Origin of the sequence: Escherichia sp. WS568 (assembly GCF_046486085.1) — a bacterium.
GTDB lineage: Bacteria > Pseudomonadota > Gammaproteobacteria > Enterobacterales > Enterobacteriaceae > Escherichia > Escherichia coli.
On sequence record NZ_JBJQMC010000016.1, the window covers coordinates 42,380 to 55,659 of the forward strand.

The window sequence follows — 13,280 nt, forward strand, 5'->3', positions numbered from 1 at the left end:
TTTTTTGGAAGTCGCCTCGCAGAAGGCACAGATCGCGTAGTGAAAGCACTTGCATTGCCTCATAGCTCTTTTACCATTAGTCATTAATACGCCGTTAAGCAACTCAGGACTCTATTATGGCTTTTACACCTTTTCCTCCCCGTCAGCCTACGGCTTCTGCCCGTTTGCCACTGACGCTGATGACGCTTGATGACTGGGCGCTTGCCACCATTACTGGCGCGGACAGCGAAAAATATATGCAGGGTCAAGTGACAGCAGATGTCAGCCAGATGACAGAAGATCAGCACCTGCTCGCCGCCCATTGCGACGCCAAAGGCAAAATGTGGAGCAACTTACGTCTGTTCCGCGACGGCGATGGCTTTGCATGGATTGAACGGCGCAGCGTGCGTGAACCGCAGCTGACTGAACTGAAAAAATATGCGGTGTTCTCTAAAGTGACAATCGCGCCAGACGACGAGCGTGTGCTGCTTGGTGTTGCCGGTTTTCAGGCGCGCGCCGCGCTGGCAAATCTCTTTAGTGAACTGCCTTCGAAAGAAAAACAGGTAGTTAAAGAAGGCGCGACCACTTTGCTATGGTTTGAACACCCGGCAGAACGTTTCCTGATCGTAACCGATGAAGCCACTGCCAATATGCTGACCGATAAACTGCGCGGTGAAGCGGAACTGAACAATAGCCAACAGTGGCTGGCATTAAACATTGAAGCGGGTTTCCCGGTGATTGATGCCGCCAACAGCGGGCAGTTTATCCCACAGGCGACCAACCTCCAGGCGCTGGGCGGCATTAGCTTTAAAAAAGGCTGCTATACCGGACAAGAGATGGTGGCGCGAGCTAAATTCCGTGGTGCCAACAAACGCGCGCTCTGGTTGCTGACAGGTAGTGCCAGCCGACTGCCGGAAGCTGGTGAAGACTTAGAGCTGAAAATGGGCGAGAACTGGCGTCGTACCGGTACGGTGCTGGCTGCGGTCAAACTGGAAGATGGTCAGGTCGTGGTACAGGTCGTCATGAATAACGATATGGAACCGGACAGCATCTTCCGCGTGCGTGACGATGCGAATACATTGCGTATCGAGCCGCTGCCGTATTCGCTCGAAGAGTAAATCTCTGTGTCGCATCAGGCATTTATCGCCTGATGCGACGCGGGTGTGTCTTTTCAGGCCTACAAAGGCACACCCATTACGCCTGCCCAATATATAAATAGATCGCCAGAAAGTGGCACACGCTGCCGCCGAGCACAAAGCCGTGCCAGATGGCATGGTTGTAGGGAATGCGTTTGCAGACGTAGAAAATCACCCCGAGCGAGTAAACCACGCCGCCTACAGCCAGTAAGGTAACGCTGCCCGCCGCAAGCTTAATTGCCATTTCATAAATCACCACCAGCGACAGCCAGCCCATCGCCAGATAGGTCACCAGAGATAAAATTTTGAATCGGTGCGCGATGGTCAGTTTGAACAGAATCCCCAGCAATGCCAGGCTCCAGATAACAATCATCAACCCGCGCGCTAACGGAGAATCCAGCCCCACCAGCAAAAACGGCGTGTAGGTTCCGGCAATCAACAGGTAAATAGCGCAATGGTCAAATTTCTTCAGCCACATTTTTGCCCGTTGATGGGGAATGGCGTGATAGAGCGTCGAAGCGAGGAACAGCAGGATCATACTGCCGCCATAGAGGCTGTAACTGGTTATCGCTGTGGCGCTGGCATTGAGATCCACCGCCTGAACCAGTAGCAACACCAGCCCAACGATACCAAACACCAACCCAATGCCGTGACTGACGCTGTTGGCAATTTCCTCTGCCAGCGAATATCCCTGCTTAATGAGGGGCTTCTGAACCATAACTTACTCCGGAGAAACGTACACGCACATGTATACCTCTCCAGCGTAACTGAGAATAGTTCCAGTGAACACCTGTTAGCTAAAATAAATTCTGATTTGGGACTAATCTCCTAAAAATCATGAAATTAAATGCAAAATTTCAACTAACAGGCGTGAGTTCAATTTAAAGGCATTTAAATTCAATCACATAAAACTGTATCTGGCCGGGATAGATGTCGGCAATGACCTTTTTCAGTTCTGGCAGGGTCATATTCTCCTGCCCTGCATGTTTTTCCGTCAGCGTATCCAGCGTTACGGTTGAGGTTGCAGTGACTTCAATCGTGCAAAAATAACCGTCATCTTCAAAACGTCCGACACGAAGCACATCACCCGTTTTGAAGTGCGATTCAGACTCGTCGCGGATGGTGATGGTTTTACGCCCAGCCAGAATGTCATCCTGGAAACGTTGAAAAAAAGTGATGTCGTTTGGCTGCATGGTACTATTTCCTGTAAGAATTGACTCATCTGGAGCCTATGATAGTGAAAAAACTCACCTTACCGAAAGATTTCTTATGGGGCGGCGCAGTTGCCGCTCATCAGGTCGAAGGCGGCTGGAACAAAGGCGGCAAAGGGCCGAGCATTTGTGACGTTCTGACCGGTGGCGCACACGGCGTGCCGCGCGAAATCACCAAAGAAGTCTTGCCAGGCAAATACTATCCAAACCATGAAGCCGTTGATTTTTATGGTCACTACAAAGAAGACATCAAGCTATTTGCCGAAATGGGCTTCAAATGTTTTCGGACTTCCATCGCCTGGACGCGCATTTTTCCAAAAGGCGATGAAGCTCAGCCAAACGAAGAAGGGCTGAAGTTTTACGACTCTCTGTTCGATGAATTGCTGAAATACAACATCGAACCGGTGATCACCCTATCCCACTTTGAAATGCCGCTGCATCTGGTGCAGCAATACGGTAGCTGGACCAACCGTAAAGTGGTTGATTTCTTTGTCCGTTTCGCAGAAGTGGTATTTGAACGCTATAAGCATAAAGTCAAATACTGGATGACCTTCAACGAAATTAACAACCAGCGTAACTGGCGTGCACCGCTGTTCGGTTACTGCTGCTCCGGCGTGGTGTATACCGAGCATGAAAACCCGGAAGAGACGATGTACCAGGTGCTGCATCACCAGTTTGTCGCCAGCGCCCTGGCGGTGAAAGCCGCGCGTCGCATTAACCCGGAAATGAAAGTCGGCTGTATGCTGGCGATGGTGCCGCTTTACCCTTACTCCTGTAATCCGGACGATGTGATGTTCGCCCAGGAGTCGATGCGCGAACGCTACGTCTTTACCGATGTGCAGTTGCGTGGCTATTACCCATCCTATGTGTTGAACGAGTGGGAGCGTCGCGGATTTAACATCAAAATGGAAGACGGCGATCTGGATGTGCTGCGCGAAGGCACCTGCGATTATCTTGGTTTCAGCTATTACATGACCAACGCAGTGAAGGCCGAAGGCGGCACCGGTGATGCCATCTCTGGTTTTGAAGGCAGCGTACCAAACCCGTATGTTAAAGCGTCTGACTGGGGCTGGCAGATTGATCCTGTGGGTCTGCGTTACGCACTTTGCGAACTGTATGAGCGTTATCAGAAGCCGCTGTTTATTGTCGAAAACGGTTTTGGCGCTTATGACAAAGTGGAAGAAGATGGCAGCATCAACGACGACTACCGCATTGACTACCTGCGCGCCCATATTGAAGAGATGAAAAAAGCGGTGACTTACGATGGCGTGGATCTGATGGGCTACACACCGTGGGGCTGCATCGACTGCGTGTCGTTTACCACCGGGCAGTACAGCAAACGCTACGGCTTTATCTATGTGAATAAACATGACGACGGTACTGGCGATATGTCGCGTTCACGTAAGAAGAGCTTTGACTGGTACAAAGAGGTGATTGCCAGCAACGGCGAGAATCTTTAATTACCCGATGTGCCTGATACGCCCCGCTCATCAGGCCTGGCGCTCCTGTCATATATTGAACTCCAGGAGTTTATATTTACGCTTCATCCGACACACAAAGCGCACTTTATTAACAAGCTAAAAAGGCGCCGAAGCGCCTTTAGAAGATAGTCGAATCAGTGAATTACTGGTATTCGCTAATCGGTACGCAGGAGCAGAACAGGTTACGGTCGCCGTAAACATCATCCAGACGTTTCACTGTCGGCCAGTATTTGTCTGCCACGCCTGCCGGGAATACCGCAACTTCACGGCTGTACGGATGCGCCCACTCGGCGACCAGTTCGCTCTGAATGTGCGGCGCGTTCACCAGCGGGTTATCTTCCAGCGGCCAGACACCGGCTTTCACCTGGTCAATTTCTGCGCGGATAGCCAGCATCGCGTCGATAAAGCGATCCAGTTCCACTTTGCTTTCAGATTCAGTCGGTTCAACCATCAGCGTACCCGCCACCGGGAACGACATCGTCGGCGCGTGGAAACCGTAGTCGATCAGACGCTTGGCAATATCCAGTTCGCTGATGCCGGTTTCTTCTTTCAGCGGGCGAATATCGAGAATACATTCGTGCGCCACGCGACCGTCGCGACCGGTATACAGCACCGGGAAGGCATCCTGCAGGCGGCTGGCAATATAGTTGGCGTTGAGGATTGCCACCTGGCTTGCTTTTTTCAGCCCTTCTGCGCCCATCATGCGGATGTACATCCAGCTGATTGGCAGGATAGAGGCACTACCGAACGGTGCCGCAGAAACCGCGCCCTGACGGGTTAACATGCCTTCGATTTGCACCACGCTATGACCCGGTACAAACGGTGCCAGATGCGCTTTCACACCGATCGGTCCCATACCTGGGCCGCCGCCACCGTGCGGAATGCAGAAGGTTTTATGCAGGTTGAGATGCGAAACGTCCGCGCCAATAAAGCCCGGTGAGGTGATGCCGACCTGGGCGTTCATGTTCGCGCCATCAAGGTAAACCTGACCGCCGAACTGATGCACGACTTCACACACTTCACGGATCGTTTCTTCATACACGCCGTGGGTGGAAGGATAGGTCACCATGATACAGGAGAGGTTATCGCCCGCTTGTTCCGCTTTCGCGCGCAGATCAGCCAGATCGATGTTGCCGTTTTTATCACACGCCACAACCACCACCTGCATTCCTGCCATATGTGCAGAAGCGGGGTTAGTTCCGTGCGCAGAAGCCGGGATCAGGCAGATATCGCGATGCCCTTCGTTGCGGCTTTCATGATAATGACGAATCGCCAGCAGGCCCGCGTATTCGCCCTGTGCGCCGGAGTTCGGCTGCATACAAACGGCGTCGTAACCGGTCAGTTTCACCAGCCAGTCAGCCAACTGCGCAATCATCTGCTGATAACCTTCGGCCTGTTCTGGCGGGCAGAACGGGTGCAGTTCGGCAAATTCCGGCCAGGTGATGGGGATCATCTCGGCGGCGGCGTTCAGTTTCATGGTGCAGGAACCCAGCGGGATCATCGCCTGATTCAGCGCCAGATCTTTACGCTCCAGCGAGTGCATATAGCGCATCATTTCGGTTTCGCTGTGGTAGCGATTAAACACCGGATGGGTGAGTATTTCGTCGTCGCGCAACATTGCAGGCTGAATAGAGCGGCTATCGTGAGCCACGTCTTTGTCCAGCGTGTCGATGTCCAGTCCGTGGTTATCGCCCAGCAGTACGCTGAAAAGCTGCATCACGTTTTCACGCGTGGTGGTTTCATCAAGGGTGATCCCCACGGCGTTCAGAATATCGCTACGCAGGTTGATTTCAGCCGCTTCGGCACGCGCCAGTACGCCCTCTTTGTCGGCCACTTCCACACACAAAGTGTCGAAATAGTGCGCATGACGCAGTTTCAGACCTTTTTGTTGCAGGCCCGCCGCCAGGATATCGGTCAGACGGTGGATGCGGTTAGCGATACGTTTCAGGCCCACCGGGCCGTGATAAACGGCATACAGGCTGGCGATGTTTGCCAGCAGTACCTGGGAAGTACAAATGTTGGAGTTCGCTTTCTCACGGCGAATATGTTGCTCGCGAGTCTGCATCGCCATGCGCAGAGCGGTATTGCCAGCTGCATCTTTCGATACACCGATAATACGGCCCGGCATTGAGCGTTTGTATTCATCTTTCGCCGCAAAGAATGCTGCGTGTGGGCCACCGTAGCCCATCGGCACACCGAAGCGTTGCGCCGAACCAAAGACAATATCCGCGCCCTGTTTACCCGGCGCAGTTAACAGCACCAGCGCCATAATATCGGCGGCGACACTGACCACAATTTTGCGTGATTTCAGTTCGCTAATAAGCGCGGTGTAGTCGTGAATTTCACCAGTAGTGCCAACCTGCTGTAACAGCACGCCGAAGACGTCCTGGTGGTCGAGCACTTTTTGCGCATCATCGACAATCACTTCAAAACCAAAGGTTTCAGCACGAGTACGGACCACATCGAGCGTTTGCGGATGGACGTCAGAAGCAACAAAGAAGCGGTTGGCATTTTTCAGTTTGCTGACGCGTTTAGCCATCGCCATTGCTTCGGCGGCAGCGGTGGCCTCGTCCAGAAGAGAAGCAGAGGCCATATCCAGCCCGGTTAAATCCAACGTTACCTGCTGGAAGTTGAGCAGTGCTTCAAGGCGGCCCTGGGAGACTTCAGGTTGATACGGAGTATACGCGGTATACCAGCCCGGATTTTCCAGCATGTTACGCAGGATAACCGGCGGTAGCTGCACGGCGGTGTAACCCATGCCGATGTAAGACGTGAAGCGTTTATTGCGACTGGCAATAGCCTTGAGTTCCGCCAGCGCGGCGTATTCGGTCGCCGGTGCGCCAACCTGCGGCGGGGTCGCAAGCTGAATATCTTTCGGCACAATCTGGCCGGTCAGCGCGTTTAACGATTGTGCGCCAACGGCATTCAGCATTTCTTGCTGTTGCGCGGCATCCGGTCCGATATGGCGTTCAATAAAAGCGCCGCTGTTTTCAAGCTGGCTTAACGTCTGTGTCATGAGCGATGGTTCCTGAAACGTGCAGTGAATTGTGAACCTCTCTCCTTGCGAAGAGAGTGAGGGTGAGGCGTAAAAGTTCCTCACCCTGATCCTCTCCCGCAGAAGAGGAATAAAGCCGTTACTCGTCTTCTAACAATGCTTCGTATGCGGTCGCATCCAGCAGTGATTCCAGTTCGCTTTCATCGCTGGCTTTGATTTTAAAGATCCAGCCGCCTGCATACGGTTCGCTGTTCACCAGTTCCGGGGAATCGCTCAGTGCGTCGTTTACCGCCACGATTTCACCGCTGACTGGCGCATAAATGTCTGACGCCGCTTTTACTGATTCGGCAACCGCGCAGTCATCGCCCGCGCTAACCGTTGCGCCCACTTCCGGCAGGTCAACAAACACCATATCGCCTAACAGCTCCTGGGCATGTTCGGTTATACCAACGGTGTAAGTGCCGTCGGCTTCTTTACGCAGCCATTCGTGTTCTTTGCTGTATTTCAGTTCTGCTGGTACGTTGCTCATCAATCAATCTCCAAAAAAGTAAATCACGCGACGGCTTTGCCGTTACGCACAAAAACAGGTTTCGTCACTTTAACCGGCATTTCACGGTTGCGAATTTGCACAATCGCCGTTTCGCCAATACCTTCCGGCACGCGCGCCAGCGCAATGCTGTAACCCAGCGTCGGGGAGAAAGTCCCGCTGGTGATAATGCCTTCATGCTGGTTGCCCTGCGCATCGGTAAAACGTACCGGCAGTTCATTACGCAGCACGCCTTTTTCGGTCATCACCAGACCAACCAGTTTTTCTGTACCATGTTCACGCTGCGCTTCCAGAGCTTCACGACCGATAAAGTCACGATCTGCCGGTTCCCAGGCGATAGTCCAGCCCATGTTGGCGGCTAACGGAGAAATGGTTTCGTCCATCTCCTGACCATAAAGATTCATACCCGCTTCCAGACGCAGCGTGTCACGCGCGCCCAGGCCGCATGGCTTAACGCCCGCTTCCACCAGCGCACGCCAGAAATCGGCCGCTTTTTCATTGGGCAGCGCAATTTCATAGCCCGCTTCACCGGTATAACCAGTGGTGGCAATAAACAGATCGCCCGCCTGCACGCCAAAGAACGGTTTCATCCCTTCCACCGCCTGACGCTGGGCGTCATTAAACAGTGTGGCAGCTTTTGCCTGCGCATTCGGCCCTTGTACGGCGATCATGGAAAGGTCATCACGAACGGTAATTTCGATGCCGAAAGGTTCAGCGTGTTGGGTAATCCAGGAGAGGTCTTTTTCGCGGGTGGCGGAGTTAACAACGAGGCGGAAGAAATCTTCAGTAAAGTAGTAGACGATGAGGTCATCTATCACACCGCCAGAGGCATTCAACATCCCCGAGTAAAGGGCTTTACCGCTTTTGGTGAGCTTCGCCACATCGTTCGCCAGCAGATAACGCAAAAACTCCCGGGTGCGGCTGCCGCGAAGATCGACGATGGTCATATGTGACACATCAAACATTCCGGCATCGGTACGTACCGCATGATGTTCGTCGATTTGCGAACCGTAATGCAGCGGCATCATCCAGCCGTGGAAATCCACCATGCGAGCGCCGCAAAGCGTGTGTTGTTCGTACAAAGGAGTCTGTTGTGCCATCTTGTCCTCATTGAATAAGCGGGGCTGACAACTTTTCCATGGCGAAATTATCACCACGAAACCCAGCATCGGAGCCACTCCCGGTCCCCAACGCAATCGTTCTCTTTTGCCTGAACTTACCACCGAAACAGACTGTTAACCATAAGGTAAAATTGATCATCACATTAGCTTATGGTTAAAAAACGCCAAAATCACAACAGAATAAAAAACCAAAAAATGAACAAATCTCTATATAAATATAAACAGATGAGAAAGTTAATTTGATTAATGCAATATTAAGAACTAAAAAATTGTCAAAAAACACTAAATTAAAAAATCATGACATTAGAAAATATAATGCGAAAACGGAGGTGAAATTAGTTTATTTCAAATGAGGAAAATCTCCCGGCGAAAAAAACGGGAGATGAAAGTGTGATGGGTATCAAATAAACAGCAGAAGAGAAATTTTTAACGCAGCCATTCAGGCAAATCGTTTAATCCCATTGCCTGGCGGATAAGTTGTGGTTTAACGCCAGGAAGCGTGTCGGCCAGTTTCAAACCAATATCACGCAGCAGTTTTTTCGCCGGATTGGTACCGGAAAACAGATCGCGGAATCCCTGCATACCAGCCAGCATCAGCGCCGCACTGTGCTTGCGGCTACGCTCATAGCGACGCAGATAAATGTACTGCCCGATGTCTTTCCCCTGACGATGCAACCGTTTCAGTTCAGCAACCAGCTCTGCAGCATCCATAAAGCCGAGATTAACGCCCTGCCCCGCGAGCGGGTGAATGGTATGTGCGGCGTCGCCCACCAACGCCAGACGGTGCGCGGCAAACTGGCGCGCATAACGCCCCGTCAGTGGGAACACCTGACGCGCGCTCTCAACCTTGCATAAGCCCAGGCGATTATCAAAAGCGATATTTAACGCGCGATTAAATTCGTCTTCACTTGCCTGCTGCATCCGCTGCGCTTCCTCTGGCGACAGTGACCAGACAATCGAGCAAAGATGCGGATCGCTAAGCGGTAAAAAGGCCAGAATGCCTTCGCCATGGAAAACCTGCCGCGCCACCGCATCATGCGGTTCTTCCGTGCGAATGGTCGCTACCAGCGCGTGATGCTGATAATCCCAGAAAGTCAGCGGAATATCGGCTTTGTTGCGCAACCAGGAATTAGCGCCGTCCGCGCCAATCACCAGACGCGCCGTTAACATGCTGCCATCTTTCAGCGTCAGGAAGGTTTCATTTTCTCCCCAGGCGACCTGCTGTAATTCTGCGGGGGCCAACAGAGTGATATCTGACGACTGCTGCGCTTTGTTCCACAGCGCGTAGTGAATCACTGAATTTTCAACGATATGCCCAAGATGGCTATAGCCCATGCTTTGATCGTCAAACGAAATGTGACCAAAGCTGTCTTTATCCCACACTTCCATGCCGTGATAACAGCTGGCCCTACGAGAGAGAATGTCCTGCCAGACGCCAAGACGGGTGAGTAATTTTTCGCTGGCGGCATTGATAGCCGAAACGCGCAGTTGTGGTGGTGCATCCGCCGCCAGAGGTTCCGGTACGCGCTGCTCCAGTACGGCAACGCGTAAGCCGCTCCCCTGTAAGCCGCAGGCAACCGCCAGCCCCACCATGCCGCCACCAACAATGGCTACATCAACACTTTGCATTGTTTATTCCTTAAAACCGCCTTCAACGCGCCACCCAACCGAGGGTGCGCTGCGCCAGCACATCGCGTGCCGGGGTAAATAATTCCATCGTCATCAGCCCGATGTTGCGCCCGACAACCAGCGGGGTCCAACGGTTGGCAAAAAGATGTACAAGGCTGTCCGTGACGCCGATGGTTGCTTCGCGATCGCGCTGTCGACGCTGCTGATAACGGCACAATACGCCGTAATCACCCATGTCTTCTCCGCGCTCCTGCGCCTGAGTCAGGGTTTCTGCAAGGCTCATCACATCACGCATACCGAGGTTGAACCCTTGCCCGGCGATGGGGTGCAGAGTTTGCGCCGCATTGCCCACCAGCACAGTGCGATGGGTAATCGGTCTGGCGGCGCGGGTTAATGCCAGCGGATAAGCACTGCGTTTACCGGCGTGGGTAATTTGCCCCAGTCGCCAGCCAAAGGCAGACTGGAGTTCACGGCAAAACTTCTCGTCGCTCCACGACAGCACCTCTTCGCGCCGTTCCAGTGGATGACACCAGACCAGCGAACAGCGTCCGTCAGACATCGGCAACATCGCCAGCGGGCCATGTTTCGTGAAGCGTTCAAAAGCGCGGCCTTCGTGCGCAACGGAAGTCGCAACGTTAGCAATCACAGCCAGTTGTTCGTAAGGCTCCTGCTGCCAGTCAACGCCGCACACAGTGGCTAACGCTGAATGGGTGCCATCAGCGGCTACCAGCACGCAGCCCGTCAGCGTCTCGCCACTCTCCAGCGTCACTTCAACGTGACTCTGAGCACGGGCAACGTTAGCCACGCGATCAGGGCAATGCAGCGTTACGCCAGGTGCTTTGCGCAGCAATGCAAACAGCCGTTGCCCGACATTATGCAATTCGACAACCTGCCCCAGCGCCGCCAGTTGGTAATCTTCTGCGGCGAGGGTGACGAATCCGGCATGACCACGATCGCTGACATGCACGCTGGTGATGGCGGTTGCGCAATCCGCCAGAGATTGCCAAACGCCGATGCGCGCCAGTTGCTGACAGGTACCCGCCGCCAGCGCAATAGCTCGTCCATCAAAGCCCGGATGAGCATGTGACTCTGGCGCAGTCGCTTCAATCAAATGTACCGGCAGCGCCCCGTGACTTAACCGGGAAATAGCCAGCGCCAGCGTCGCGCCCGCCATGCCGCCACCGACGATGATTACGCTCATTGCTTTCTCGCAGCAGCCATCAACGCTTCGATTTCTTCCGGCTTTTTCACCACGCTGGCGGTGAGGTTTTCGTTGCCGGTTTCGGTAATCACAATGTCGTCTTCAATACGAATGCCGATACCGCGATATTGTTCTGGCACATCCGCATCCGGCGCGATATACAGACCAGGCTCTACGGTCAGTACCATCCCCGGTTCCAGAATGCGCGAGCGATCCTGACCATAAACGCCAACGTCATGGACATCCAGTCCTAACCAGTGGCTAAGGCCATGCATAAAGAAAGGACGATGGGCGTTCTGAGCGATCAGTTCATCAACATCACCTTTCAGGATGCCGAGTTTTACCAGGCCGCTAACCATGATACGCACCACTTCACTGGTGACTTCCAGAATGGAGGTTCCCGGACGATACAGGCGCAGGCTGGTTTCAAGAGACTCCAGCACAATGTCGTAGATTTCACGCTGGGCCTGGGTGAATTTGCCGTTGACCGGGAAGGTACGGGTAATATCGCCCGCGTAACCTTTGTATTCACAGCCCGCGTCAATCAACACCAGGTCACCGTCACGCAGTTCACACTCGTTTTCGGTGTAGTGCAGAATACAGCCGTTTTCACCGCTGCCGACAATGGTGTTGTAGGACGGATAGCGCGCACCGTGGCGGTTAAATTCGTGGTGAATTTCGCCTTCCAGATGGTACTCGAACATTCCCGGACGGCATTTTTCCATCGCCCGGGTATGCGCCAGAGCGGTGATTTCCCCCGCGCGGCGAAGTACGGCAATCTCTTCTGGTGATTTGAACAGGCGCATTTCATGTACCATGGGACGCCAGTCGATCATCGTTGCCGGGGCGGTGAGATTTTGTCGCGAGCCTTTACGCAGTTTTTCCAGCGCACTGTTCACGATTTCATCAGCATATGCATATTCGCCCTGAGCATGGTAAACCACATCCAGGCCGTTAAGTAGTTGATAAAGTTGCTGATTGATTTCACTGAATGCCAGTGCGCGGTCAACGCCCAGTTTCTCTGGCGCGGCATCCTGGCCTAAGCGACGACCAAACCAGATCTCTGCCGTCAGGTCGCGAACGCGGTTAAACAAAACGCTGTGGTTATGAGTGTCATCGCTTTTAATCAGCACCAGCACCGCTTCCGGTTCATTAAAGCCGGTGAAGTACCAGAAGTCACTGTTCTGACGATAGGGGTATTCGCTGTCGGCGCTACGTGTTACTTCTGGTGCAGCAAAAATCAGCGCGGCGCTGCCGGGTTGCATTTGCTCCACCAGGGCCTGACGGCGACGCTGAAACTCTTGCCGGGATATATCACTCATAACACTCTCCTTACGTTTTTTGTTTTTAGTGTAGAGTCGGTTTTTGTACTTCTGGCGCGGTCGGTTGCGGATGAGTAAAGGTGTCGTGGCATAACAGCGCGGCAACACGGACGTACTCGATGATCTCTTCAAGCGACATTTCAAGCTCTTCCTGATCTTCGTCTTCGTCGTAGCCCAACTGCGCGATGTTACGCAGATCGTCGATGGCTTCACCGGTTTCTCCGGTCACTTTGTCCAGCTTCGGTTGCGTAACGCCAAGACCAAGCAGGAAGTGATTAACCCAACCTGCCAGCGCATCAGCCCGATCGAAAACGCTGACATCATCGCCATCAGGCAGATAAAGCTGAAAAAGGAAGCCGTCATCCTGCAGGGCATCGCTGGTGGCAGAGTGCATTTTACGCAGTGCCTGTGCCAGCTCATGACCGAAAGCCATGCCTTCGTTCGTCAGGTCGTGAAGTAGCGGCAGCCATGAGCTGTCATCGTTACCGCCACATATCATCCCGCTGATTAAACCATGCATCTCAGCTGGGGTCAGACCCGTCCCTTGTTGGTTCAGATACTGGTTCATTTCGTTGTAACCAGGCATTTCGTTCTGTATAGACATAAGCATTCGTCGTCAAAGGGAGGAATATTCATGATATGCTACCACTTTGGGCCC

The 13,280-nt window shown here is 53.1% G+C and carries 12 protein-coding genes; 3 read left to right on the plus strand and 9 right to left on the minus strand.

Annotated features, from left to right (window positions below; genetic code table 11):
- The first annotated feature begins 116 nt into the window (after positions 1 to 116).
- Positions 117 to 1,097, plus strand: a complete 981-nt coding sequence (ygfZ, locus tag ACJHWR_RS17150) for a tRNA-modifying protein YgfZ (protein WP_000886075.1) — start codon at positions 117 to 119, stop codon at positions 1,095 to 1,097.
- Between the two features lie 76 nt (positions 1,098 to 1,173).
- Here the strand turns inward: ygfZ and trhA are convergent, their stop codons facing one another.
- Together trhA and yqfB are read right to left on the minus strand one after the other, a co-directional pair.
- Positions 1,174 to 1,833, minus strand: a complete 660-nt coding sequence (gene trhA, locus ACJHWR_RS17155) for a PAQR family membrane homeostasis protein TrhA (protein ID WP_000250269.1) — start codon at positions 1,831 to 1,833, stop codon at positions 1,174 to 1,176.
- A 163-nt stretch (positions 1,834 to 1,996) separates the two neighbouring features.
- Positions 1,997 to 2,308 (minus strand): N(4)-acetylcytidine aminohydrolase, encoded by a 312-nt coding sequence (gene yqfB, locus ACJHWR_RS17160; RefSeq protein ID WP_001182958.1) that lies wholly within the window; start codon positions 2,306 to 2,308, stop codon positions 1,997 to 1,999.
- 44 nt (positions 2,309 to 2,352) lie between these two features.
- Between yqfB and bglA the strand changes: the two genes are divergently transcribed.
- Positions 2,353 to 3,786 (plus strand): 6-phospho-beta-glucosidase BglA, encoded by a 1,434-nt coding sequence (bglA, locus tag ACJHWR_RS17165; RefSeq protein WP_024210543.1) that lies wholly within the window; start codon positions 2,353 to 2,355, stop codon positions 3,784 to 3,786.
- Positions 3,787 to 3,949: 163 nt separating this feature from the next.
- Here the strand turns inward: bglA and gcvP are convergent, their stop codons facing one another.
- The 3 genes from gcvP to gcvT all read right to left on the minus strand — a co-directional run bounded on the left by gcvP (position 3,950) and on the right by gcvT (position 8,449).
- Positions 3,950 to 6,823 carry an aminomethyl-transferring glycine dehydrogenase gene (gcvP, locus tag ACJHWR_RS17170; protein ID WP_000195069.1) on the minus strand — a complete coding sequence of 958 codons (2,874 nt, stop codon included), beginning with the start codon at positions 6,821 to 6,823 and terminating at the stop codon, positions 3,950 to 3,952.
- Between the two features lie 118 nt (positions 6,824 to 6,941).
- Positions 6,942 to 7,331, minus strand: a complete 390-nt coding sequence (gene gcvH, locus ACJHWR_RS17175) for a glycine cleavage system protein GcvH (protein ID WP_001295377.1) — start codon at positions 7,329 to 7,331, stop codon at positions 6,942 to 6,944.
- A gap of 23 nt (positions 7,332 to 7,354) precedes the next feature.
- A complete protein-coding gene (gene gcvT / locus ACJHWR_RS17180) occupies positions 7,355 to 8,449 on the minus strand; it encodes a glycine cleavage system aminomethyltransferase GcvT (RefSeq protein ID WP_000068700.1) in 1,095 nt (364 codons plus the stop codon).
- Positions 8,450 to 8,739: 290 nt separating this feature from the next.
- On the opposite strand from gcvT, the gene ACJHWR_RS17185 reads away from it, so the two are divergent.
- Positions 8,740 to 8,823, plus strand: coding sequence for a hypothetical protein (locus ACJHWR_RS17185; RefSeq protein WP_122986706.1), 84 nt, complete (start codon positions 8,740 to 8,742; stop codon positions 8,821 to 8,823).
- Positions 8,824 to 8,896: 73 nt separating this feature from the next.
- Here the strand turns inward: ACJHWR_RS17185 and ubiI are convergent, their stop codons facing one another.
- The 4 genes from ubiI to ygfB are packed head-to-tail and all read right to left on the minus strand — an operon-like array spanning position 8,897 to position 13,226.
- Positions 8,897 to 10,099 (minus strand): FAD-dependent 2-octaprenylphenol hydroxylase, encoded by a 1,203-nt coding sequence (gene ubiI / locus ACJHWR_RS17190; protein WP_001192180.1) that lies wholly within the window; start codon positions 10,097 to 10,099, stop codon positions 8,897 to 8,899.
- A gap of 22 nt (positions 10,100 to 10,121) precedes the next feature.
- Positions 10,122 to 11,300, minus strand: a complete 1,179-nt coding sequence (gene ubiH, locus ACJHWR_RS17195; RefSeq protein ID WP_000111160.1) for a 2-octaprenyl-6-methoxyphenyl hydroxylase — start codon at positions 11,298 to 11,300, stop codon at positions 10,122 to 10,124.
- Positions 11,297 to 12,622: a Xaa-Pro aminopeptidase gene (pepP, locus tag ACJHWR_RS17200; RefSeq protein WP_001280383.1), complete on the minus strand. Its 1,326-nt coding sequence runs from the start codon at positions 12,620 to 12,622 to the stop codon at positions 11,297 to 11,299. The genes ubiH and pepP overlap by 4 nt, the downstream gene beginning before the upstream one ends.
- A gap of 25 nt (positions 12,623 to 12,647) precedes the next feature.
- Positions 12,648 to 13,226 carry a UPF0149 family protein YgfB gene (gene ygfB, locus ACJHWR_RS17205; RefSeq protein WP_001295378.1) on the minus strand — a complete coding sequence of 193 codons (579 nt, stop codon included), beginning with the start codon at positions 13,224 to 13,226 and terminating at the stop codon, positions 12,648 to 12,650.
- Between the last annotated feature and the right edge of the window lie 54 nt (positions 13,227 to 13,280).

What these genes read in the sequence shown, in the direction of transcription:
- ygfB (WP_001295378.1), bottom strand. Translation starts at nt 13,226, where the DNA reads ATGTCTATACAGAACGAAATGCCTGGTTACAACGAAATGAACCAGTAT.
- gcvP (WP_000195069.1), bottom strand. Translation starts at nt 6,823, where the DNA reads ATGACACAGACGTTAAGCCAGCTTGAAAACAGCGGCGCTTTTATTGAA.
- trhA (WP_000250269.1), bottom strand. Translation starts at nt 1,833, where the DNA reads ATGGTTCAGAAGCCCCTCATTAAGCAGGGATATTCGCTGGCAGAGGAA.
- gcvH (WP_001295377.1), bottom strand. Translation starts at nt 7,331, where the DNA reads ATGAGCAACGTACCAGCAGAACTGAAATACAGCAAAGAACACGAATGG.
- ubiH (WP_000111160.1), bottom strand. Translation starts at nt 11,300, where the DNA reads ATGAGCGTAATCATCGTCGGTGGCGGCATGGCGGGCGCGACGCTGGCG.
- pepP (WP_001280383.1), bottom strand. Translation starts at nt 12,622, where the DNA reads ATGAGTGATATATCCCGGCAAGAGTTTCAGCGTCGCCGTCAGGCCCTG.
- ubiI (WP_001192180.1), bottom strand. Translation starts at nt 10,099, where the DNA reads ATGCAAAGTGTTGATGTAGCCATTGTTGGTGGCGGCATGGTGGGGCTG.
- ygfZ (WP_000886075.1), top strand. Translation starts at nt 117, where the DNA reads ATGGCTTTTACACCTTTTCCTCCCCGTCAGCCTACGGCTTCTGCCCGT.
- gcvT (WP_000068700.1), bottom strand. Translation starts at nt 8,449, where the DNA reads ATGGCACAACAGACTCCTTTGTACGAACAACACACGCTTTGCGGCGCT.
- yqfB (WP_001182958.1), bottom strand. Translation starts at nt 2,308, where the DNA reads ATGCAGCCAAACGACATCACTTTTTTTCAACGTTTCCAGGATGACATT.